26 protein-coding genes and 1 pseudogene are annotated in these 23,622 nt (G+C 42.0%); 24 read left to right on the forward strand and 3 right to left on the reverse strand.

What is annotated here, in order from left to right:
• Positions 1-85 precede the first annotated feature (85 nt).
• From L1611_RS14040 to L1611_RS14070, 7 genes are all read left to right on the forward strand, one after another.
• A complete protein-coding gene (locus tag L1611_RS14040) occupies positions 86-625 on the forward strand; it encodes a DUF420 domain-containing protein (protein ID WP_236314184.1) in 540 nt (179 codons plus the stop codon).
• A gap of 110 nt (positions 626-735) precedes the next feature.
• On the forward strand, positions 736-1,197 hold the full coding sequence (locus tag L1611_RS14045; protein ID WP_236314185.1) for a hypothetical protein: 462 nt from the start codon (positions 736-738) through the stop codon (positions 1,195-1,197).
• Positions 1,194-1,799 (forward strand): GGDEF domain-containing protein, encoded by a 606-nt coding sequence (locus L1611_RS14050; protein ID WP_236314187.1) that lies wholly within the window; start codon positions 1,194-1,196, stop codon positions 1,797-1,799. The genes L1611_RS14045 and L1611_RS14050 overlap by 4 nt, the downstream gene beginning before the upstream one ends.
• A 271-nt stretch (positions 1,800-2,070) precedes the next feature.
• Positions 2,071-2,661: a histidine phosphatase family protein gene (locus tag L1611_RS14055; protein WP_236314188.1), complete on the forward strand. Its 591-nt coding sequence runs from the start codon at positions 2,071-2,073 to the stop codon at positions 2,659-2,661.
• Between the two features lie 139 nt (positions 2,662-2,800).
• Positions 2,801-3,412: a YczE/YyaS/YitT family protein gene (locus tag L1611_RS14060; protein WP_236314189.1), complete on the forward strand. Its 612-nt coding sequence runs from the start codon at positions 2,801-2,803 to the stop codon at positions 3,410-3,412.
• 123 nt (positions 3,413-3,535) lie between these two features.
• Positions 3,536-4,087 (forward strand): 2'-5' RNA ligase family protein, encoded by a 552-nt coding sequence (locus L1611_RS14065; RefSeq protein ID WP_236314190.1) that lies wholly within the window; start codon positions 3,536-3,538, stop codon positions 4,085-4,087.
• Positions 4,088-4,392: 305 nt separating this feature from the next.
• Positions 4,393-5,094 (forward strand): MOSC domain-containing protein, encoded by a 702-nt coding sequence (locus L1611_RS14070; RefSeq protein ID WP_236314191.1) that lies wholly within the window; start codon positions 4,393-4,395, stop codon positions 5,092-5,094.
• A 47-nt stretch (positions 5,095-5,141) separates the two neighbouring features.
• Here L1611_RS14070 and L1611_RS14075 read toward each other — a convergent pair whose 3' ends face one another.
• Positions 5,142-6,617, reverse strand: coding sequence for an amidase family protein (locus L1611_RS14075; protein ID WP_236314192.1), 1,476 nt, complete (start codon positions 6,615-6,617; stop codon positions 5,142-5,144).
• Positions 6,618-6,840: 223 nt separating this feature from the next.
• Between L1611_RS14075 and L1611_RS14080 the strand changes: the two genes are divergently transcribed.
• The 10 genes and pseudogenes from L1611_RS14080 to L1611_RS14125 all read left to right on the forward strand — a co-directional run bounded on the left by L1611_RS14080 (position 6,841) and on the right by L1611_RS14125 (position 17,786).
• The gene (locus L1611_RS14080) at positions 6,841-9,192 is read left to right on the forward strand and encodes an FdhF/YdeP family oxidoreductase (protein ID WP_236314193.1); all 2,352 of its coding nucleotides are present in this window, start codon (positions 6,841-6,843) and stop codon (positions 9,190-9,192) included.
• Positions 9,193-9,578: 386 nt separating this feature from the next.
• Positions 9,579-9,974, forward strand: a complete 396-nt coding sequence (locus tag L1611_RS14085; protein WP_236314194.1) for an SLAP domain-containing protein — start codon at positions 9,579-9,581, stop codon at positions 9,972-9,974.
• A gap of 83 nt (positions 9,975-10,057) precedes the next feature.
• Positions 10,058-11,023, forward strand: a complete 966-nt coding sequence (locus L1611_RS14090; protein ID WP_236314195.1) for a TAXI family TRAP transporter solute-binding subunit — start codon at positions 10,058-10,060, stop codon at positions 11,021-11,023.
• A gap of 122 nt (positions 11,024-11,145) precedes the next feature.
• A complete protein-coding gene (locus tag L1611_RS14095) occupies positions 11,146-11,661 on the forward strand; it encodes a DUF1850 domain-containing protein (protein ID WP_236314196.1) in 516 nt (171 codons plus the stop codon).
• Between the two features lie 40 nt (positions 11,662-11,701).
• Positions 11,702-13,642 (forward strand): TRAP transporter permease, encoded by a 1,941-nt coding sequence (locus tag L1611_RS14100; protein WP_236314379.1) that lies wholly within the window; start codon positions 11,702-11,704, stop codon positions 13,640-13,642.
• A gap of 424 nt (positions 13,643-14,066) precedes the next feature.
• Complete coding sequence (locus tag L1611_RS14105) at positions 14,067-14,498, forward strand: MarR family winged helix-turn-helix transcriptional regulator (protein ID WP_236314198.1); 432 nt, start codon at positions 14,067-14,069, stop codon at positions 14,496-14,498.
• A gap of 158 nt (positions 14,499-14,656) precedes the next feature.
• Entirely contained in the window at positions 14,657-15,286 is a 630-nt protein-coding gene (wrbA, locus tag L1611_RS14110; RefSeq protein ID WP_236314200.1) for an NAD(P)H:quinone oxidoreductase, read from the forward strand.
• Between the two features lie 135 nt (positions 15,287-15,421).
• Positions 15,422-16,012 (forward strand): annotated as a pseudogene (locus tag L1611_RS14115) (DsbA family oxidoreductase); the annotation flags it as partial.
• A gap of 409 nt (positions 16,013-16,421) precedes the next feature.
• On the forward strand, positions 16,422-17,024 hold the full coding sequence (locus tag L1611_RS14120) for a nuclease-related domain-containing protein (RefSeq protein WP_236314204.1): 603 nt from the start codon (positions 16,422-16,424) through the stop codon (positions 17,022-17,024).
• 306 nt (positions 17,025-17,330) lie between these two features.
• Entirely contained in the window at positions 17,331-17,786 is a 456-nt protein-coding gene (locus L1611_RS14125; RefSeq protein WP_236314205.1) for a chemotaxis protein CheX, read from the forward strand.
• Positions 17,787-17,834: 48 nt separating this feature from the next.
• Here L1611_RS14125 and L1611_RS14130 read toward each other — a convergent pair whose 3' ends face one another.
• Positions 17,835-18,185 carry a YflT domain-containing protein gene (locus L1611_RS14130; protein WP_236314206.1) on the reverse strand — a complete coding sequence of 117 codons (351 nt, stop codon included), beginning with the start codon at positions 18,183-18,185 and terminating at the stop codon, positions 17,835-17,837.
• A gap of 203 nt (positions 18,186-18,388) precedes the next feature.
• On the opposite strand from L1611_RS14130, the gene L1611_RS14135 reads away from it, so the two are divergent.
• From L1611_RS14135 to L1611_RS14145, 3 genes are all read left to right on the forward strand, one after another.
• Positions 18,389-18,754 (forward strand): DUF1499 domain-containing protein, encoded by a 366-nt coding sequence (locus L1611_RS14135; protein ID WP_236314207.1) that lies wholly within the window; start codon positions 18,389-18,391, stop codon positions 18,752-18,754.
• Positions 18,755-19,122: 368 nt separating this feature from the next.
• Positions 19,123-19,335 (forward strand): hypothetical protein, encoded by a 213-nt coding sequence (locus L1611_RS14140; protein WP_236314208.1) that lies wholly within the window; start codon positions 19,123-19,125, stop codon positions 19,333-19,335.
• Between the two features lie 85 nt (positions 19,336-19,420).
• On the forward strand, positions 19,421-19,699 hold the full coding sequence (locus L1611_RS14145) for a DUF5327 family protein (RefSeq protein WP_236314209.1): 279 nt from the start codon (positions 19,421-19,423) through the stop codon (positions 19,697-19,699).
• 370 nt (positions 19,700-20,069) lie between these two features.
• Here the strand turns inward: L1611_RS14145 and L1611_RS14150 are convergent, their stop codons facing one another.
• On the reverse strand, positions 20,070-21,707 hold the full coding sequence (locus tag L1611_RS14150; RefSeq protein ID WP_236314210.1) for a glycoside hydrolase family 13 protein: 1,638 nt from the start codon (positions 21,705-21,707) through the stop codon (positions 20,070-20,072).
• A 487-nt stretch (positions 21,708-22,194) separates the two neighbouring features.
• Here L1611_RS14150 and L1611_RS14155 point away from each other — a divergent pair, with 487 nt between their 5' ends.
• The 4 genes from L1611_RS14155 (at position 22,195) to L1611_RS14170 (ending at position 23,605) form a co-directional block, all read left to right on the forward strand.
• Positions 22,195-22,719, forward strand: a complete 525-nt coding sequence (locus L1611_RS14155; RefSeq protein ID WP_236314211.1) for a sigma-70 family RNA polymerase sigma factor — start codon at positions 22,195-22,197, stop codon at positions 22,717-22,719.
• Positions 22,712-22,921: a YvrJ family protein gene (locus L1611_RS14160; RefSeq protein ID WP_236314212.1), complete on the forward strand. Its 210-nt coding sequence runs from the start codon at positions 22,712-22,714 to the stop codon at positions 22,919-22,921. Before L1611_RS14155 ends, L1611_RS14160 begins: the two co-directional genes overlap by 8 nt.
• Positions 22,878-23,150, forward strand: coding sequence for a helix-turn-helix domain-containing protein (locus tag L1611_RS14165; RefSeq protein ID WP_236314213.1), 273 nt, complete (start codon positions 22,878-22,880; stop codon positions 23,148-23,150). Before L1611_RS14160 ends, L1611_RS14165 begins: the two co-directional genes overlap by 44 nt.
• Before the next feature lie 83 nt (positions 23,151-23,233).
• Positions 23,234-23,605: a DUF423 domain-containing protein gene (locus tag L1611_RS14170; RefSeq protein WP_236314214.1), complete on the forward strand. Its 372-nt coding sequence runs from the start codon at positions 23,234-23,236 to the stop codon at positions 23,603-23,605.
• Positions 23,606-23,622: the final 17 nt, after the last annotated feature.

A 23,622-nucleotide genomic window follows, 5' to 3' on the forward strand; every position in this document is an offset into this window, starting at 1 on the left:
ATGTGGATTCATGGACAAAAAGTTGCCTACAGGTAACACATCTTTTATCCTTGAAGGAGAATCATTGCTGAATAGGAGAGAACCCATGGATCATAACCAGACTTCCAATAAAAAAAGCTACACAGGAATTGTCGTATTCCTATCGATTTTGATAAATGCTTTAGTCGTTGTCCTGTTCTTTTTACCAGAATATGAGGGGGAAACAGGCTTCGATATCACCGTATTGCCTTTATTGAACGCTGTTTTCAACAGTTTTACGTTTGTTTTTTTACTTGCAGCACTTTGGTTCATCCTGCATAAAAATATCAAATTGCATCGTCGTTTCATATTTGCGGCATTCACATCGACAACGTTGTTTCTCATTTCTTACGTTTCTTATCACTATCTTGCTGAATCAACGTCTTACGGTGGAGAAGGACCATTAAAATACATCTACTATTTCATTTTGATCACTCATATCATTTTGGCAGCAGCCATTGTTCCATTAGCGCTATTGTCTTTAGTACGTGGTTTGACCATGCAGGTTGAAAAGCACCGTAAAATTGCAAGGTGGACAATGCCTCTTTGGCTTTATGTCAGCCTGACAGGAGTATTGGTCTATATCCTGATATCGCCTTATTACTAGGACTTGCTAAATTCTTATGTTGAATGCTAGCTCGTTTACCGATTGCCAGCATAGATATCAACAAAACAGAATAACAGAATCACTAAACCGCGGGGTGGCCCATGAGCCGGATGGAACTTGAAACCCGAAAATTGAATCGCAGAATTCTGAATGTGTACTGGTTGATCATCGTATTGGCAATTATCATAAAGCTCATCAACTATAACTTCACTAATATCCCATTAGAGGAGTATCTTATCTATTATGTTGTTGTACCAAGCATCATCGGAGCTTTGATTGTTGCAGGAGCCGAAGTGGCAGTTCGCTTGGACCATTCATTGAAGGATTTTATCGTCATTACAGCAGGCCTTTTGCTCGCGCTTAATTTTATTTACAGCCGACCAGATTTACTTATTGTGAAAGCTGCCCTTTTTCTACCAATCCTAGCTTCAGGCGCTTATTTCAAGAAATGGATCATCTTATATACGACCGGTCTGACCATTATCAGTTATTCAATTCTTTTCATCATCGACCCTATGTTGAGAAGCAGCATCGGGATCATCGACCATTTCACATTGTTAACGATGTTATGATTGCTGCACTTGCTGTAATAGGGATAACTGAAAGAGGCTTGGAGCTGACAGAGCATTACCGTCAATCCGTTGAAGACCAACAAGACCTGCTGGTGAAAAATACGCTGATGGAAAAGCTTTCAAAAACGGACTCTTTAACGGGTATGTATAATCAGATTTCGTTCCATCAGTTTTTGGATGAACTTTTAACGCATCACTCCCAGTATCGTTTTTCCATCCAAATGGCTATATTCGACCTCGATAATTTTAAACAAGTCAATGATACATACGGTCATCGTGCAGGTGACGAGGTATTGAAACAAATCGCAGAATTGATCAATGAGGAAATTACAAGTGATGATTTCGCTGCACGTTATGGCGGAGAGGAATTCATCGTTCTTTTCGTCGGCAAACCGATAGAAAAGACGATTGAGTTGGTGGAAGGGATCCGTAGCAAAATCGAACGCATTTCTTTCAGGGTTTTGGAAGGGTCCCGAGTGACTGTAAGTATAGGGGTCAATGAATACGAAGCAGGAATAGGCAAGGAAGCATTCTTTGAAAAAGCAGATAAGCTGCTTTACTCAGCAAAACGGAATGGTAAAAACCAGGTCAAAACAGGGTAAAGGAAACACGGCAAGAAGGCTTTGGTTTAGTTGAACTTAGATTTTTGAGAAAGGACCGCATATCATACGAGGTTTTTCTTTTTAGGCTTTATTAAATTTTATGTTGAAGATCCAAGCATAAATTGCGAACTCCTGCTATTACCCACGGAAATGGTGTGAATTCTGCGACAGTCAACGATTACGTATACAAAGTTTTTTCAGAAAGCAGGAAGGTTTCTCTCGTTTGTTAGCGAATATAACGAGTCTGCTATTTATACAGGGAGGGGTCAGTATGACGAAAATTGCATTCATCAGACACGGAGTTACAGATTGGAATCTAGAAGCAAGAGCTCAAGGGCAATCAGATATTCCTCTTAATGAAGAAGGGTTGCTTCAAGCGAAAGCATTAGGACGGAGGTTTACGGGCGAAGAATGGGATACGGTTTACTCGAGTGATCTAATCCGTGCTAAAGTAACAGCTGAAGCAATAGGGAATGTCCTAAACCTGCCTGTTCAAACAGATGAACGACTTCGTGAAATCTATTTCGGTGATATAGAAGGAACGATTGAAGAAGAACGTGTTGAAAGATGGGGAGAACACTGGCGGGATCTTGATCTTCATTTTGAAAAGGAAGAAAACATCCTAGTGAGGATCAAATCGTTCATGAATGAAATCACAAATAAACATACGGATGGACGGGTCATCGTCGTTAGTCACGGGGCTTTCCTCAACGATATGTTCACGTATCTTCTGGAAGATTATGAGAGATGTCGTTTCGGGAATACGTCAGTCTCCATTTTCAAATTTGTAGATAAGAAGTGGGAAACCGAGCTATTGAACTGTTCCGCACACCTCCAGACAATGGAGGGTCAAAAAATTTGAGCCAGAATGCTAAGGGAGAAAGTCCCTAAATCTACCTTCAATTTTTCAATGGTCAGAATGCGCAATGCAATAATCTGATTCCTTCTTCAAAATAAACGTGGTATGATGGATAGATGAATTTTTGGTTGGGGGAGACAGCATGAAATCGATCATCATACGTTTGATCAGTTTTTTAACAGGACTAATTTTGATATCACTTGGTGTCAGTTTTACAATAAAAGCAGGATTAGGAACAGGAGCCTGGGATGCGCTCAATGTCGGGTTAGCGGAAACAGTCGGTTTGACGGTCGGCAGCTGGGTTTTCATTGTCGGAATCATCCTGATTATTTTGAACGCATTTCTTTTGCGCTCTCGCCCGGATTTGCTTGCGGTGATTACGATTTTTCTGGCAGGCCTTTTTATTGACAGCTGGCTTCTTCTGGTGTTGGACCAATTCACAGTAAGTGGTTTGCTGCACCAAATTATACTTTTCGTCGTTGGAATGTTGATATTAGCATTTGGGATTGCGGTTTATCTGCAAGCAAACTTCCCGCTTATCCCGATCGATAAGCTTATGCTAGCGATACAGGAGCGACTGGGTGTAAGTATGGGTATGGCCAAAACGATCGGTGAGCTGTCTGCACTTGTGATTGCCTTTCTTTTTAGCGGCCCTATAGGACTCGGGACCCTGATCGTCACGTTTACGATTGGTCCACTTGTACAGTTGATTGCACCACGAGTCCATAAGTTTCAACAAAGATTACAATCATGATGATCCGGATCAACTTTTTAAAGGTTGGTCCTTTTTCGATAAGGCTGTTTTCTAAAAGATTGTTGTTTTTCACAAAATACTATCTGTTGTTATAAAAACTGAATATAGTAGGAGTTGAGAAGAATGAAAGTAGAGTATTTCATTGGGATTGTCCCGCCAGAGGAATATTTAAAACGAATTAAGCATTTTCAAAGAAGGTGGGTAAACAATTTAGGTGTAGAACCACATATAACTTTGAAGGCACAAGGGGGATTGACCCCAGATAAAAAGTGGATCGACAAAGTACAAAAAGTATGTCAAAATTTCCAACCTTTTTATGTGTCATTAGATAAACCAACGTATTTTGGAGATAACATTTTATATTTAAGCGTTAACTCAAACAATTTACACGATTTCCATAAAAAAATAGTGCAAGTAATTTCACCATCAGAGGACCTAATAAAGCAATATTTTGAGCTTGATGCCTTTGTACCTCACTTAACGTTAGGGAAAGAACATTACGGGGGAAACATTTCTGCTGGACTATCAAAACAGGAACTAATAGATATGGAAGAATTAGCAGAAAAAGAATTGACACCTTATCCCAAATTTGAAGTGAATTTCATTAGAATTTATGAACGAAATGTGGAAAAGCAAAGATATGATAAATATTTAGATATCTCTTTAAGCAATTGACCTCACGAAACTGAGGTTTTTTCTTTTGAACTTCTCAACATTTCAATTGATGTATGATGAGACTTTTCCTAATACGTTAAAAATTTAAAGCCTACAATAAAAGACAGTAGAAATGTGTATACGATTTTCCATTATGTTTGGATGTACTTCCACAAACAGAATTCAAGCCATACTTGAAGCAAATCGTACTTCAACCTTTATTCAAGAAAGGCAACTATATATACGAAAACAGCCATCGGTAGGAAGGGAATGGCCAGGTTGTTCCGAATATTTATCAAAAGGAAAAAAATCGGAGGTAATGGAATATGAATGTAGGCAAAGTTACAGAAGTGATCCGATATCCGGTCAAATCCATGCAAGGTGAGTATTTATCAGCTGCTTCAGTCCATGATTATGGTGTTGAAGGAGATCGGTTTTTTGCATGGGAAAGAAGTAAAAGGCCAGGGAAGCATCTAACTATCCCTGAATCACCCTTTCTATTGGATTATGATGTGAAATTAGAGGAGAAAGGTTCTCTTGTTTTTATAAAAGAAGGGAAGCGTTATAAACAGGGGGATAAAGAGATCTATATGGATCTTGAGAGTAAGGCTGGTACGGACATCAATCTTGTTCATACTGACCCCGCTGGAACAGGACCAGCTTACTGGGATTCTCCATTATTGCTGACTAGCAAAGCCTCGTTAAAAGAACTCACACGCTTAAGTGGCCGTGAAGAAATGGATATGCTCAGATTCAGGCCGAACATCGTCATGGCCCTGGGGGATGCTGAACCTTTTTTAGAAGAGGCCTGGATCGGTAAGAACCTCAAAATCAATGATGTCATCCTGCATATAGAAAAAGGTTGTGAACGTTGTGCTTATATCAATTTTGATTCCAAGACACAAGAAGTGGATTCCAATGTGTTGAAAACGGTGGTCAAGGAAAATAAACAGATTTTCGGCATTTATGCATCTGTTAAAAAGCCTGGGACGATCAATATCGACGATTCGATCGAGGTATTAGGTTAGAGGTAGTGATCTTCAAAACCATTTAAAAGAGACTTCATTCTGAAGTCTCAATTCAATACTGGAAGCTTACGGTGTTTCGTCGCTTGCTCATAAGCGTAGGCCAAGCCGACCAAGGAAGATTCGCTATAGGCAAGGCCCGAGAATACTATTCCTACTGGCTGCCCCTCTCCTGTAAACCCGCCCGGAACTGCGATGGATGGGTAGCCTGCTTTTGCTGCTACTCCGGCACCGTTTGAATTAGGAAAGAGCAGTGCATCCAACTGATGCTCAGCCATGATGACATCGATCCCTCTTGTTCTGGACAGCTGAAGGTCACGTAAGCGGCTCTCAAGGTAGGCAGGTTCAGTCATCGTTCCGGATGTCTTATCTGATTCAATCAGGATGTCTTGTCCATATTTCAATGTCTGCTCTGGATGATCTTCATTGAACCGGATCACATCCGCCAATGAATGCACTGGAGAAGTGGATGGCAGTTTACCCAGGTATGCATTCAGATCAGATTTGAATTCATACAACAAGACATTGTAGTCCCATGTAGAATCTGACTCCATCGGTGAGATCGATTCAAGTTCAACTATGGTTGCACCGGCTTCCTTGATATCCTCGATCGCTTTTTCCATCACCAGTCGTTTGTCTTCGGGTAAAATATCAATATACAAAGAGCGCGCTACACCGATCCTCGCACCGTAAAGCGCATTTGCATTCAGGTTGGATGTGTAATCCCGGTAACTTCTTTCTATGCTCCTTTGTGTGGTAAAGTCCTTTTCATCCTGCCCTGTCAAAGCCCCCAGTAAAATTGCTGCATCGGTTACAGATCGAGCAATCGGCCCTGCCGTATCTTGACTGTGGGAAAGCGGGATGATCCCTGCACGGCTGATGAGGCCGACCGTCGGTTTGATTCCTACTACATTATTCTGACTGGCGGGGCTTAGAATCGATCCGGATGTTTCCGTTCCGATTGAAAGTGTAGAGAAGTGTGCAGCAACAGCAACAGCAGAGCCTGAACTGGAACCTCCAACATCAAAATGGGCACCATAAGGGTTCAGGACTTGGCCGCCTCTGGAACTGTAGCCGTTTTTCATCGACATGCTCATGAAATTCGCCCACTCTGTCATGTTTGCTTTTCCTAGAATGACTGCACCCGCTTTCCGCAATTTCCGAGTGGTCGTGGCATCTTCCTTGGCATAATTGTTTTTTAATGCGAGAGAACCCGCACTCGTATGCATCAAGTCTGCAGTCTCGATATTATCTTTCAAAACAATCGGGATACCGTGAAGCGGCCCTCTCATCCCTCTAAGCTTTCGTTCTGCGTCAAGTGACTCTGCAATCTGCAATGCCTCCGGATTCACTTCGATTATGGCGTTCAAGCGGGCTCCGGAATGGTTGTTTTTAGTAATATTTTCTAAATAACGGCTGACAAGCTGTAGTGAAGACAACTCCCCATTATTCATCGTTTTCTGGATATCAAGGATCGTTGCATGTTCCAGCCAATCCTCATTTCGCAGTTTATAACTTTCTCTCATTCACCAGGCTCCTTCTATCTTTGCTAAGAACATTATTTCAACAACAAGAAACAAAACTCCTTTAACAATTCTATCCATACTGACAATTTTCTCCGGGATTCTGTTAAGATAAACAAGCATATAAATTGGCGGATAGGGAGGATGTTGAACTGAATCCGCTTTCATAATACTATTAGATTATAAAAATCAGTCACCTTTGGCTGATCAGGGAAGGTGAATTGAGATGGGGAAGACGAAACATTCTGGCCCGATGAAACTGAATAAAAATCCTGATCCGTCCTTGTGGGTGAGCAAGGTTCCCTTTGGATTAGGCAAAATAAAGCCGCATCATATTCGAGATACAGTAAAAGTAGCATGGGAAAATAAAGACAATCTGCCATATGCAACACGGATTTTGACTCAGGGTGTATGTGACGGCTGTGCCCTTGGAGTTGCTGGTTTGCAAGACCAGACATTACAAGGGCCGCATCTATGCACGACCCGATTGAATGTTCTTCGCTTGAACACAATGCCTGAAATGAAGCCTGAAGTCATTCATGCCGATATTGATGAACTCCGTAGAAAGAGCAGTACAGAATTAAGAAAGCTGGGAAGGATTCCATATCCACTGATCCGTAAACCTGGGGAAAGGACATTCAGTCGGCTTACTTGGGATGAAGCACTTGATCTCATTGCTGGGAAAATGAAAAGGCTGGACCCTAAGCAATACGGGTTTTATTTGACATCGCGCGGAATTACAAATGAATCGTATTACACTGCAGCAAAGGTTGCACGGTTTTTAGGCACGAACAACATCGACAATGCATCCCGCATCTGTCACTCACCTTCAAAAACTGCATTGAGCAGGTCGCTTGGGATCGGCGCTTCCAGCTGTAATTATAAAGATTGGATCGGCACAGATGTCCTTGTGTTCTGGGGGTCGGTTGCAGCAAACAATCAGCCTGTATCAACCAAGTACATGTATGCTGCAAAACGTAAAGGCACGAAAATCATCATCATCAACCCATATTACGAACCGTCAATGGAAAAATATTGGATCCCTTCAATTGCTGAATCAGCTTTATTCGGGACGAAGATTGCCGATGATGTGTATCAAGTGAACATCGGAGGTGACATCGCCTTCATGCATGGGATCATGAAACACTGGTTCGAAATGGAGGAGAAGGCCCCAGGATCGGCAATCAATCATGAATTCATCCAAGATCATGTCAAAGGGTTAGCCGCATTGAAAGAGAAGGTCCAGTCCTATGAATGGGAAACGCTTGAAAAATCATCTGGATTATCGAAGGAAAGGGTGGAAGAGCTTGCGGTATTACTCGCAAAATCAAAATCTGCCGTGTTCGTCTGGTCAATGGGCTTGACACAGCATCGATTTGGCACCGACAATGTCTCCCAGGTAGCGAACCTTGCGCTTTTACAAGGATTTATAGGAAGGGAACACTGTGGCGTCATGCCAATTCGTGGCCACTCTGGTGTCCAAGGTTCGGGTGAGATGGGTGCAGATCCTTTCGTCCTTCCAGGTGGCGGATTTGATGATAAGAACGTTGAACGCGTTGAAAAAGTATGGGGATTTGAGATTCCTAGATGGCAGGGTGATATCGTCGGGGTTTCCCTTGAAAATGCGCTGCTCCCAGAGGAACATGAGCGTCAATTGAAGCTTTACTATATGTCAGGCGGTAATTTCCTCGAAACGATGCCTGACCCTCCATTTGTGAAAAGGTGTCTTGAAAGTGTGGACATCAGAGTTCATCAAGACATCATCTTCAATACGTCCACTTTTGTCGATGCGAAGGAAGCTGTAGTCGTACTGCCAGCGATGACACGTTATGAACAGCCTGGCGGGGGTACTTCCACTTCAACGGAACGGATGGTGTATTTTTCACCCGAAATCAAAGGGCCAAGAATTGCAGAAGCACGTTCGGAATGGGAAATTTACATCGATTTGGCGAAACGTGTGAAGCCTGAACAGGCAAACCTTATTGATGTTAAAGATGCACAGTCGATTCGAGAGGAAATTGCAAATGCTGCTCCGAATTATGATGGCATCCAGCATTTGAAGGAAAAAGGGGATGTATTCCAGTGGGGAGGGGCATGGCTTTGTGAGGATGGCGTATGCCCGACTCCAGATGGAAAAGGAAATCTGATCGTAACGGATATTCCGGAGGTGCGTAAAGCAGAGGGCCTCTTTTATGTGACGACACGACGCGGTAAACAATTCAATTCGATGATCTATTCAGACCACGATCCGTTCAACCAGGCAGAGCGATATGATGTTTTGATGAATGAGGAGGACGGCAAGAAATATGGTATCAGGCAAGGGGAAGCGATCGTCGTCTATAACAAGTTTGGCTTGTTCCATGGGAAAGCACGTTTTGTAGAGATTAAGCCTGGGAACATCCAGGTACACTGGCCTGAAGGCAATGTCCTTATTCCGAAAGGGGTCTATGAGCAATATGCAGGGATTCCTGAATATAATACAGCCGCCATTGTCGAGAAAGCTGAAACCTTCCATGCCCAAAAAGATACGAAATATCTTGAAAAACGGATTGAAGAGCTTGAAATGGAAGTAGGATAAGATCAGTATAAGAAAAAGGGGATTGCTTTCCCCTTTCTGTTCTAACTATTGCTTTGTTAAAGAGTAATGTTGATTCTTGCGGGACATTTTCTAAAGCGAAATTCGACACTCCTGCGGGAGAAGCGAGCCAGGCGAGACCCCGCAGTGAGGGTGCAGAGAACCAACCACTTGGGGCCTCCCGTGGCGGTCGACACAGTGGGTTACATCCTGAGTGTGAGTCTACGCAGAACCAAGTCTTTGTTTGGTTCGAGCCTCCTCGTCAGTCTTCCAGTGACCTTCGTGACTAGGTGGGTCGCTTCCGCTTTTCTTTTGCCCGCGGAAAGGGAGTGAATTTTACGAATGTCAACAATGGATTTTTATGAAAACGGGAAGGATAAAATACTTACATGGCGGACAGATTGATATTCGAACCATCTTGGGAAAAAGCGATCGCAAAACAGGATCGTAAGGCAATCGAGCAATTACATAAAGCGTCTCCCCTCCAGAAAGGTAAACTGACATGGACCCCGATCCGTGCGGCAATGAACCACCAAGGCTCACTACTAGCGATGGTGCTCATCCAAAACGGCAAAGAAGAAACCTTCCGAGCAGAAGGGATATTCCTCGACTATTATGAAAACAAGAGAGGAAAGGTAGCCTCATTCCGATTTTATGTGCCCCAGGTTGTTGTTCCACCGAATAGCTCGATGCCCTGGACCTTCGTTTTTCCGAAAATCAGCCTTCACCAACGTCCCTCATTAGTACAATGGGAAATCCAACTATCAAAATATTCATATGATTGATAAAAATTAAATTTTTTCCTACTCTTGTACTATTTACTATGGTAAAATAAGTATGATTATATTCGAAAAGGGGGATGTTACATATGAAGTCTAAAAAACTCTCACTTGCATTTGTCAGTCTGCTAGTCGTAGCAATGGTATTGACAGGATGTGGTTCACTTGGCGGCGGAGCAGACGCTGATCCAGAAGAAATCAGCATGCTGACAGGTGGTACGGGTGGAACTTATTACCCACTTGGTGGGGAAATAGCAACGATCATGTCTAATAACACAGAGAAAACCGTTTCTGCTCAAGCCTCAGGAGCTTCTGTCGAAAATATGCAGACCCTTCAAGATGGGGAGGCAGATCTAGCATTCACCCAGACTGATATTGCAAGTTATGCAGTGGAAGGAAAATTGATGTTCAAGGATGCCGCAACTGATAATGTACAAGCTATTGGTACCTTGTATCCTGAAACGATTCAGATTGTTGTATTGAAAGACAGTGATATTCAGTCTGTAGAAGATTTAAAGGGTAAAAAGGTATCAATCGGTGATGTCGGAAGTGGGACTGCTGAAAATGCGAAACAGATTTTGGAGATCCATGGACTTACATTAGATGATATCGAAGTAGAAAACCTTGCGTTTGATGAATCAACTGAACTTATGCAGGATGGCGATATCGATGCTGCATTCATTACATCTGGTGCACCGACTGGGGCAGTTGAAGCGTTATCCGCCCAAAAACCTGTCCGAATCGTACCAGTAGCAGCTGACAAAGCAAAAGAGCTTAGCGGTAAGTACCCGTACTATGCTGAGGACACGATTCCAGCCGGAACATACGGTCTTGAAGAAGACGTTGAAACAGTTGCAGTGTTGGCAATGCTTGTAGCCCGTGCGGACTTGAGCGAAGACGCTGTCTACAATTTGACAAAAGCGTTCTTTGATAACGTTGACAATGTCAAGCATGCAAAAGGCGAATTGATCAACCCAGAGAAAGCACTTGATGGTGTGGGAATCGATCTTCACCCAGGTGCGGAGAAATATTTTAAAGAAAAAGGCTTGAAATAAATTTAATGAGTGAATGAGGCTGGCTCAAAACTGAAGTGACAGACTTTCCCTGTCTAACGGAGGAAGTCAGTTGCTTATGAGTCAGCCTTCCTAATATAACCGGCTCGTATGGATGTGTGTGTATGAAAAAAAATACGAAGGTCTTGGCCAGCCTGATTATTTTGATCGGGCTTATTTTAATAGTGTTCATCCCCTTTGGAAAAGTATTAGCGATCACATTCGAAAATAGCGGAAATATCATTGCATATGTGAATGTGGATAAGGAAACCGAGTTTCATATTCACTATATCCATTCCGTTCATAGGACACCTGTAAAGGAAACTTATGAAATTAGCGATAATGACGAAATCGTCCAAACGGCGTTAGCCTATAAAAACTTCGCCATCGGCATGCCGTCCAATGCAACCGGTGATGAAAAATTCATTGAAAAGGACGGAACCTATTACATTACGAATATGAACCGGGTCTTTCCATACATCGACATTCGAGTTGGACAAGTAATCGCAAATCATACATTGATCATTGATCAGAAAGAATTCCCTTTGGATGAAGCAGTGGCACCAGGAAGCTGGGCCCGGTTGGATGTACAACCTATCAATCTATGGCAGCGGCTGAAAGGAGATGAGATTTTTGGATGAGAAAGGTTTGAAACAAAATCAGCAGATAACGGATGAAGAAATGGAACAAATGATGGCGAAATATGATCCTGAAGCGGGATTTCGTAGATTAACGGGAATTTTGGGCTGGATTGTCACGATCCTGCTGCTGGGTTTTTCTTTGTATCAATTATATACGTCAACGTTGGATCGATTTTCACCACAGGTACATCGTTCCATCCATCTTGGATTTGCTTTGTCTTTAGCCTTTTTACTTTTTCCAGCATCAAAAAAGAGAAGGGCGAAAGATACAAAAAGGAAGTTCCAGATTACGTGGATTGATGGATTGTTGGCATCGTTAAGTGTTGTGGTCGGACTTTACTGGCCATTCAACATCAGTGACCTTGTACAACGGGTCGGGCGTCTTGAAACAATGGATCTTCTAATCGGTGTACTTGCGATTGTTCTTGTACTTGAAGCAACACGAAGGGTAGTAGGGATACCGATTACAATCATTGCAACAGTGTTTTTGCTTTATGCCTATTTAGGGCCGATCATGCCAGGGTTCCTGCAGCATCGCGGGATTGGAATCGAACGGATCATCCGTACGATGTTCTTTACGACAGAAGGGATTCTCGGAACCCCATTGAAAGTATCGTCCACCTTTATCTTCCTGTTCTTATTATTTGGTGCATTTTTAGTGAAGACGGGGGTCGGCCAATACTTCAATGATCTGGCGGTCGCCTTGACCGGAAGGCGTACTGGCGGACCAGCGAAGGTAGCCATTTTCTCAAGTGCTCTACAAGGGACAATTTCTGGAAGTTCTGTCGCAAACGTTGTTACTTCAGGTTCTTTCACGATCCCGATGATGAAAAAACTCGGCTATCGTAAGGAGTTTGCCGGTGCTGTGGAAGCAGCTGCATCTACAGGAGGCCAATTGATGCCCCCGATCATGGGGGCTGCAGCATTCCTGATGGTTGAATTCATCGGCGGCATTACCTACTGGGAAATTGCAAAGGCTGCTGCGATTCCAGCGTTGCTCTATTTTACAGGAATTTGGATCATGACTCATTTCCAAGCAAAGAAAATTGGCTTAAAAGGGCTCAGTAAAGAGGAAATGCCAGATCGGAAAGAGGTATTAAAAAAGATTTATTTGCTGGCACCTATTTTCGTGGTTGTCATTCTGCTGATGTCAGGAATGAGTGTTACACGTGCAGCCCTCTGGTCGATCGTATCTTGTATCGTTGTGGGAGCGATCAGCAAGGATACAAGGATGGGACCAAAGGATTTTGCGGAAGCGTTGATGAATGGTGCCCGGACAGCAATCGGTGTTGCAACAGCTACTGCTTGTGCTGGGATCATTGTCGGTGTCGTAACGTTGACAGGTCTCGGGCTTAAAATGGCTGGGGGCTTGATTGACTTATCAAATGGAATCCTTTTCTTTACGCTGTTCTTTACGATGGTAGCTTCCATCATATTAGGAATGGGGTCACCAACGACAGCGAACTATGTTATTACAGCGACGATTGCTGCACCAGCTTTATTAGCATTGGACATACCTGATTTGTCTGCGCACATGTTCGTATTTTACTTTGGGATCATTGCTGATATAACACCGCCTGTAGCTCTTGCAGCATTTGCGGCCGCAGGGGTTTCGGGAGGAGAACCGCTCAAGACCGGGGTGAATTCAGCCAAGCTGGCGATAGCCGCCTTCATCATCCCGTATATTTTCGTGTATTCTCCTGAACTGATGATGATTAATACGACATGGGATCAAACCCTCTGGATCGTCTTTACCTCTGTTACAGGTATGATTGCGATCGGAGCGGCAATGATCGGATATTGGATGAGAAAAACGCATTGGTTAGAACGTATCATTTGCCTTGCTGCAGGAATCATGTTGATTTACCCAGAAGGTTCGACTGATTTATTTGGTCTTGCTGTATTTATCGGACTTTTCGCATTACAGTTTTTCATCAAGCGTAATGAATCCGAACAAAGACCTCACTCAGCAGGTGCATAAGAATGAAAGGGAGAGGGCTTTTTTGAAGCTCTCTCTTTATTGTGGATCAGAAGGGTTATTTGAGCAAAAATTGCGACACTCCTGCAGGAAAGCGAGCCAGGCGAGACCCCAAGCCAGGGAGAGGCTTTCGGAAGCCAGAAAAAATGCAAAGCAAGTGATGTTTAGCTCCACCGCCCAACCACTCGGATCACCTCAGTCCTCCTGCGGCGGTCGACATATTGATTTAGATCGAAGTGTTTGCCCATGCAGAACCGAACTTTTCAAGCCTCCTCGTTGGACTTCCATTGGCCTTCGTAGCTTTTAGAGCTTTTCGCAAGCCTATGGAAAGGGTTGAATTTCACATTTTATATGTTTTGACACAGCAAAACCTTTAAAGATATAATTATCTCGAATTCGAGATAATTTCCAAAGGAGATCTACTAGCATGAAGGACTCATCATTAGAATTATTCGTAGTGCTTTCCCGTGCCTATCAATCCATTATGGAGGTGGCGAAAAAAGATACCCAGAGGTTTGGCCTGAACTTGACAGAATTTGGGGTACTTGAACTTCTTTACCATAAAGGGCCACATCCTTTACAAAAAATAGGCGGGAAGATTTTATTGGCAAGTGGAAGTATTACGTATGTTGTCGATAGATTAGAGGAAAAAGGTTTTTTGGAAAGAAAGGCGTGTGAAAGGGATCGTCGCATCACTTACGCTTTTTTAACAGAAAAAGGGAAAACGTTGATGGAGGACATTTTCCCATCACATGCAGAAGTGTTGCAGCAGGCTTTAAATGGTATTACCGAATCGGAAAAGACTGAAGCGATACAGATGCTTAAGAAGCTCGGGAAGTACGCTGCGGCGAGGAAGTAATTTATCCTAAAACTTGGCAAAAGCCAAGTTTCTTTCAGACCATATATCTCGAATTCGAAATATATGAAACTAGGATATTTTTAAGAGAAAAGGGATTTAAAAAATTCAGGTATGGGAACTTATAAAACAGATTACATTTTAGAGGAGTGATTTAGAAAATGGCAACAAACATATTGATTCCTTATTACAGTGCATATGGACATATTTATCAAATGGCACAGGCGGTTGCAGAAGGAGCAGGACGCGTTGAAGATACGGAAGTGAAACTTGTTCGTGTAAAGGAATTTGAAGAAGTGAAAGCGGCGATGTCTTCCCAGGAGTATTATGTAAAAGCGCAAGAAATGCAGTCTGATATTCAAGAAGCAACACATGATGATTTACGTTGGGCTGATGGAATCATCTGGGGGATTCCAACCCGTTATGGTTCAATGCCAGCCCAAATGAAACAATATCTCGATTCTGCAGGCTCATTATGGCTGAACGGGGAGCTTGAAGGTAAAGCGACGGCTGTATTTACAAGCACAGGGTCTGTCCACGGGGGGCAAGAAGCCACAGCCCTTACGTCCTTCGTGCCATTCATGCACTTTGGTTTGATCTATGTTGGTCTTCCATACGGTGAGAATCCTGAACAGTTGACTGCAGAGTCAAATGGGGGATCACCATATTCGGCGTCTACGATTGCTGGGCCACAAGGCGGAGAACAGCCGAAGGAAGTTGATCTTGTTATGGCTGGAAGACTCGGAGAACGTGTATCAAAAGTCTCCAAAGCGTTGAAACCGCTGCGATAGAAGGGATACGGGATGGGTTAGCCCTTTTTATCTTTTTGCTCAGCGCTTTTACTCTGTTGACCAACATGTAAGGAGGATCATTTTGTGACATTAAAAATTAAAATCTACTCAGATTACGTGTGACCATTCTGTTATTTAGCGGAGGTTCCGCTAGGAGAGGCAATAGAAGGAAAAGATGTTGAAGTTGAATGGATGCCGTTCGAACTGAGGCCTGAACCAGTTCCTACCCTTGATCCAAACTCTGATTATATACAGCATGCATGGCACGAGTCTGTCAAGCCGATTTCCCAAAAACTAGGGGTCGAAATGAACCTGCCCCCGGTCCAGCCGAGAACATACCTGGCTTTTGAGGGATTTCAATATGCGAAAGAACATGGTAAAGCTAACGATTATAACCACCGAATTTCTCAAGCCTTTTTTGAAGAGGGAAGAGATATCGGTCAACTTGATGTTCTTGTCGATCTTGCTGAAGAAATTGGCTTGAATGGGACGGAATATCGTGCAGCGCTTGAATCGAGAAAGTATAAGGAGCGTCATCAAGCAGCGTTACGGAACTCAACAGAACAAGGTATCAAAGCGGTTCCGACCTACATGATCGGAGAGAGGAAACTACAAGGTCTATACCCGGCTGACCGTCTTTCGGAAATCATTGATAAAGAACTGAATAAACAACCCGGCAACGGCAAGACCGATGACCTTGAAGGATCATCAGGCGAAAACTACTGAAACCCTCAGTAGTTTTTTCCGTTTGTACCGATGCAATAACACTCAGTTGATGCAAATGACGACTGCTCTGATCCAATAAATGTAATAAGTGTGCAATCAAATTTTGGTATCGCGCAATTATTTTTATTTCGATGCGATTATTTCATGGAATCGCGCAATTATTTTTGAAATCGTGAAATTCTCTCGTGAAATCGCGCAATTATCGTAGATCTGAGAAACGGAACCTAAACAGAGAAGGGATCTAGGCTCTTCCTGGAGAATACCCTTGTAAAAGAATAGAGGAGATGATCCGATGATCCTAAAAGAACGCAAAATGCCCATCAAAATCAAGAAATTACAGGCATTACTAAGACGGTTGCCAGCTAACCATCAAAAAAGAATCCAGATTGAATAGGAACTTGCTAAATCGATGGCGGGATACCGTGGTGAAAAATCTATTGATTACTACCTGGGTCTCTTATCTGAAAAACAATTTGGTATTTTTCATGATTTAAGGCTGAAAAACGGAAGAGGTTGCTTTCAAATAGACACGCTGGTTATATCACCATCTTTTTTTCTCATCATAGAAGTGAAGAACATTGCAGGCACTCTCTATTTCAATAATAAAAAGGACCAGCTGATAAGGACAATTGAGGACAAGGTAGAAGGTCTCCCTGATCCATTTTTACAGGTATTCAATCAAAAGATTCAGCTTGAGAAATGGCTGCTTCAAAATAAATTTCCCCGGATGCCCCTTGAACACCTCGTTGTAATCAGTAATCCCTCCACAATCATCAAAACGACACAATACATCCCAGAACTCATCCATAATGGGAACATCCCGCAAAAAGTTCAACAGCTTACCCAGAGATATAAATTTGAACACCTTCCGACAAAAGAACTTAAGAAACGGTCCTCTCGATTATTAAAAAAACACACGCCCGCTGATCCGGATATACTTAAACTCCTTCCATCAATCAAAGTGAACTGCTTAGAGGAGTATTTTGTTATCAATGTTCAACTGTGGGAATGAAAAGGCTATCTGCAAAATGGGAATGCCCTTCTTGTCATTTTTCTTCGAAAGATGCTCATCTGGAAACTCTGCAAGATTATGCCCTCCTCATCGATCGTTTCATAACGAATCAAAAGTTGAGAAACTTCTTACACATTTCCTCCAGATCGACCTCTACAAGACTATTAAAATCCATGCAAATGAAGCATTCAGGCTTTACAAAAGGCCGAGTTTATGAGCTGCCTTTGGAGATTCAATAGTATTTCTTTAACTTTGAGGAATAAAGCCGATATAAAAGGAAATCATCCGCTTGTGGAGGTTCAGTCAATGGCAATTGCTGCAGCAGAACATATTACAAATTTATTGAATGGGACAATCAATGTCATAAAAACAGTCATACCGATAGAATTCCAAATGGGGAAGCCCCAAAGCGAAGTCGATCTTCACCTGAAGGAAGAGGAACAAGTCGGTGTCATCATAGGTCTTGAAAAAGAAATCAATGGATCTCTTCTTTTCCTGGCGTCCAGGGCGTTTTTTGGAGAATGCGGGAATAAGATGTACGGCATGCCCTTTGAAGGTGAAATGCTTGAATCCTTTGTTAGAGAGTTAGGCAATATCTTAGCAGGCAATATTGCGACCCAGTTATCAAATGAGGATATTACAGTTGATATCACAACGCCACGGATTGTAAGCGAAGTATCCATAACAGATGCTGAGAAACAATTATCTATACCATTGAAATTTGGGTCAGAAGAACTGACGATTGTGTTTGCTGTCTATTAAATGAAAAAGGAACTGCCACCCATTGGTGCAGTCCCTTTTATGAAATGTTCATACCCAGTCTTGCACTTTATCGTGATCAGTAACCAACATAAGGATTCGTCCTTCATCCAATCTTTCCTCATATTGATCAGCCTCTTGTTGGGATAAGCCCATTTCTTTAAATTTAGCTCTTAATTCGTCACCTTTTTTATTAAAGATGTTTCCGACTGCTGTGTCGAGGCCCATTTCTTTGACACCGACCGTGTTGGCGTCTGCATTTCTAGCTACTCTGTTCGTCCGATCTTCATCATGGGAGATCACATACACATCGTCTTTATCAAGTCCTCGGTTTTGCAACTCTTTCACATCGTTTTTCAATTCTTCATCATTAACATACTCTCGTACGATAGGTTTTGCCATTTTAAAAAACCTCCTTTTGTTAATGTATTACTGTAATATCACATTTAAAGGGGGAATAAACGTATCTCACCCGAAAAACCTATTAAATGTTTTTTACGTCGAAATAACAATTGTTGCGAAGATTAAATTCACAGCTTAGAAGGTTAAGTGTAAAGGAAATGGGAAAAGGGTAAGATGAATACAACCTGAAGGAGGAGCTAGAATTGCCAAATAAAAACAGCTTAGAAAATTGTACATCCTCTGTAAATTGTGTGTCCTCTGTAAGTGATAATCAAAAACATAACATTGCACCGATTTCATATAACGGTTCCAGCGAACATGCTTACGAGACATTGCTCAAGGTGTTAAACAGTATGAAAAACACAGATATTACGGAAATGGAAAAGAATTATATCCGTGCTGAATGTAAATCGAATTGGTTGAAGTTAACCGCTGAGCTTGAGTTTTTAATTGATGAACAGACGAAAATCATTGACGTACGTTCAGCGTCCAGGAAAGGGGTTCCAGACTTCGGTGCAAATCGAAAAAGGGTTGAACGAATCAGGCAAAAGTTCATCCAGAAAGTCTAAAAGGGTGGAGATGATAATGGCAAAAGCAGTTGAAAAGCCCTTGTCAATTCCATTCTTTTTGTTTTTTTATCGTAATTATCAGCAAGGAAAAAGTTTCATAACCGATATTACGTCCTAACTTGTGCTAATCCGATTGAATTTTAATAGAAGAAGGTAAGATTGATAGAAGACTTTGGCTTGCCATAGCAAATACCAAAGTTTTTTGTAGATAATTTCTTTGCTCTGGCATTCAGATTGTGACAAACATTGAGTCAACTCATTAGGTATACTTGGACACATAACCGAATAAGATGATAAGTTCCGGGCATGAGGAGGTGTATGGCAGCTTCGGAACAAATGATGAAAGAGAAAGGGGCTTAGGTTTCATTATGAGCGAATTCGTTACGTATATTTTGGTGGTATGGCTTTCCATAATGAGTATTGTCCGGATTAAACACCAAGACTTGAACGATAAGCAAAATGGATATCTTCCCGATCGTGTTCCGTTCGTCGGAGTCAGAGAGTTTGAAGCGAACATCCTGAATCGAAGTGTGTATGTCTTTTACCGACTGAAGAGGCATGTGGTTTGGGATACCTCATAAAATAGAACGATTCTACCGAAAGTTGTACGTACAGGAGAAGCCCTTTATAATGAGGAAAGAATGATGTGAAGAAAGAGGGATTCTCTTGAGTATACAATCCAGTTTAGTCGTACAGAAAATGATTGATCGCCTTGAATCTATAAAAGGAGAGGTTGATGAAAACTCATCTTCGCGCCAGGTTCGCAATGAACTGAGCGCAATAAAAGCTTATTGTGACTTGTTGATGGAGGCGACCGACCATAAGCCGTCAGCGCCTAGTACGGTAGAAGTTAAAAAAACGAGTCCAGCGCCTGTCCGGGACGTGTCCGCTAAGCGTTCAAAAGAAGATGAAGATGTGAACGGGGATTCAATATTTGATTTTTAATCCTGGTTAAATTTAATGTGCTTTTTGTGAAAAAATGGATTTAAGCAAAATTCGCGACAGTCCTTGGGGAAAGCGAGCCAGGCGATGCCCCCACAGATAGCGAGGGAGAAGGGTTTTCTGGTTGCCCTCTGAAAGGGAGAGGGTTTTGCAAAATCAACAATGAAGTATACAAGCGTATTTTTAAAAGACTAAAATGTTTCAAAGGACACTCATTTGTAGCCTTTGGAACATCCCTCATAAGGAAAAAGGGAGTACTCCTCCATGCTACCATTACCGCAAAAAAACCTGTGATCAGCATTGTCATTGCTGATTATATTGAAGTGCGGAAGAATGAGCATGGTTTGCGAGTCGCTCCCTTATTGAAGTTGTATTATTTGATGTATGAGTAGATTCTTGCCTCATGAGGACGTAATGTCATGTACCGGTTCGATACCGTTCCCGGTACGTCTTGGTAGTTTGAAATCTTTAATTCAGCATTGATGCTTTCTTCAGGTAAAGTCAGTTCGTAATTTTCATCCGAATGGTTCAGGACAATCAGCCAAGTATGATCCTCCAAGTTCCTTGTATACATATAAAGCCGTTCGTCCTCTTCGGACAGATCAGCATAATCACCATAGACCATTACGTCATTCTCTTTTCGGAGAGCAATCAACTTTTGATAGTAGTAAAAAATCGAATGGGGATCGTCTAATGCCTTTTCTACATTGATTTCTTCATAATTCGGATTTACCGCTATCCAAGCTTCTCCGTCTGTGAAACCTGCATTTTCAGAAGCGTCCCATTGAACGGGTGTCCGGGAGTTATCACGGCTTAAAGGTTTCAGTTCTTTAAACACCTCTTGTGGATCCCGTTCTTTACCCACTTCTTCTTCATATTTGTTTTTCATGGCGATATCTTGATAATCGTCAATTGAATCGAAATCCACACCTGTCATGCCGATTTCTTCACCTTGAAAAATATAGGGTGTCCCTGGGAGTGTATGCACCATTGTTGCGAGCAGTTTGGCAGATTCTTCACGATACGTTCCGTCGTTTCCGTATCTTGTCACTTGTCTCGTGTGGTCATGATTATTGAGGAATTGAGAGTTCCACCCTTTACCGAACATGCCTTCAAACCATTCCCTTTGTATGTCCTTGAATTGGAGCATATTCCATTCCGGCATATCGTCTGCTACCTGGAAATGAAAGAGAGTATCAAGCTCACCTCTGTCTTCTCCAACGTATTTCAATCCATCTTCAGGGGTGACAAAAGGGATTTCCCCGACTGTCATAATATCGTAATGGCGAAGTACTTTCTCATTCATTTCCTGTAGATATTGATGGATCCCCGGATTATTTCCCAGATAATTGATTTTTTCCGGCTTTTCAGCATCAGGAAAGCCTTCTATTTTCGCCAGGAGGTTGATGACATCCATCCGGAACCCATTAATCCCTTTATCAAGCCAAAACTTCATCATATCGAAAATTGATTCCCTCACTTTTGGGTTCCGCCAATTGAGGTCAGGCTGCTCGACAGCAAACGAATGGAAGTAATACTGTCCTGTTTTGTCATCATATTCCCATGTGGACGGTGTAAAATACGAACGCCAATTATTCGGCGGTCCTCCATCCGGTTTGGGGTCTCTCCAGATATACCAGTCTCTTTTAGGATTATCTATAGATGACCGTGACTCCTGGAACCAATTGTGTTGATCAGATGTATGGTTGACGACAAGGTCCATGATCAGTTTCATATCCCGTTTATGGGCCTCTTCTAAAAGCCTCTCCCAATCTTCAATTGTCCCAGCCTTATCCATGATCGCTCGATAATCAGAAATATCGTATCCATTGTCTTTATCAGGAGACTCATAGACAGGATTCAACCAGATGACATCCACACCAAGCTTTTTGATGTAGTCCAACTTCTGTATGACACCGTTTATATCTCCGTATCCGTCCCCGTCTGTATCATAAAAACTCCTCCAGTAAACTTGATAGACGACTGCTTCTTTCCACCATTTTCGTTTCAACGAACAGGACCTCCTTATAGGAATCACATGTATATGCAGGATGCTTTACTATCATTATCCAATGGATAAAAGGAAGTGTAAAGTAAGAGGAAAGATGAAGAAGGTAGGATTGGAGAGGTTTTCATTTTCCAGCACACGTCCTTTTCTTATCCTGTGGTTAAGCGTCCTGAGGTACTTAAATCACGAAAAATAGATTGTGAGGGTCTCAGGATGTATACATTTAAACGTCTTCACTATCGGCATTTTCTGGTGGTATGGAAGGGATCACGGAAAAAGATATCGGACTCGATTCAGTGAATCCTGTCTGGTCGTTTTCATATTCCAGTAAAGAAATAAATGGGACGATAGGCACGAACATAGAATACCCGAAAAGCCTCATGGTCAAAGGGTGTTCTCTTTTTTATACTAGAAATAAGAACAAACGTTCGTATTTTGTTTGTTTTTTTACGAATTTATTTTGCTTTACTTATAAAGGGAGGGATGCAGAATGAGAGATGCGCAGCGTATATTACACCAGTTAGAAAGACAAGGAAATCTCTTATCAGCATTTATAAGTCACCAAGATAATCGGAGTGAGATGCTGCAATTCATCATGTCACCATCGGCGGATCAATATAGGGAATTAAATCATCGCTTCCAACAATTTTGTTTTGAATGCCGATTCATCCATTACATGTCCAAATTTATTTATTATCAATCGATTAATTATATACGCAAGGTTCGGAAAATCCAGTCTCGTGCCCTATCTGATCGGTATAACGAGAAGTATATGACAGAGGATGAACCATCAAAAAAGTTTATCCAGACTGAATTCGAATGCCCAATATTGGACCAGGCCATCATGAAGCTGACGGTTCACCAAAGGAAGGTCATCCATCTTCATTACCAGAAAGATTGGAAGTTAAGGGAGATTGCAGATTCGTTGAATGTAAGTCCACAATCCATATCGAAGACACATAGACGTGCACTTGATCATCTGAAAAAATGGATGGAGGGTGAAAAATATGCTTGAAGGTACGAATGTCGTAGGCTGGTTCAATCTGATTTCAAATATCGGCTTTCCCACAGTCGTAGCCCTTTATCTTCTGTTTCAATTCGAAAAAAGGCTCGCCAATCTGGAGAGCTCCATTCATAGAATCGGAGAGTATTTGGAAGAGAGGAATGAAAAACATGGATTTATACGGAAGCGTTCAAAAGGCAAAGAAAAGCAATGACGAATCATCCATACAATATATATTGGGGTGTCTTGAGCCGAAAATCAAACAGACGATCTTTTCAATGGAAAAACAGTATCAGGAAGATATTGAGCAAGAGGTAAAACTTCGGATCATCGAAGCGGTCCGGGTTTATGATACGGATCATTTGCTAAGTTTAAAAGAAGTATTGGGAAAATCAGAACATGGACAGGCTATTCTTAAAAGAATAAATAATGACAATTTTTAGACCTCTGTTGGCAAGTGAATCGATTTTCATTACACTTGAAGAAGCAATATATCGATAATCTATGATACCAAAGGAGTAGGATCATGTTTAAATTATTTATTCTTTTAGGTGCATTGAATGCAGGGCTTTCGGTTGTCCTGGGAGCTTTCGGAGCTCATGGCCTTGAATCGAAGTTATCTGCCAAGATGATGGATGTGTATAAAACAGGGGTTCAGTATCATATCTTTCACGCACTGGGGCTTTTCGTCGTTGCATTTTTAGCTGATAAGTTCCCGAATTCCTCATTGATTGGGGCTGCAGGCTGGATCATGTTCTTAGGAATCATCTTATTCTCCGGTAGTCTTTATGTATTGAGTGTTACCGATATTTCGAAGTTAGGGATCATAACACCATTTGGTGGACTAGCTTTCATCATCAGCTGGGTCCTGATCATCATTGCTATATTGAAAGTTTAGGTGTCTAAGGTGGCTCG

The sequence above is a fragment of the Pseudalkalibacillus salsuginis genome, assembly GCF_021646685.1.
Lineage (GTDB): Bacteria > Bacillota > Bacilli > Bacillales > Fictibacillaceae > Pseudalkalibacillus > Pseudalkalibacillus salsuginis.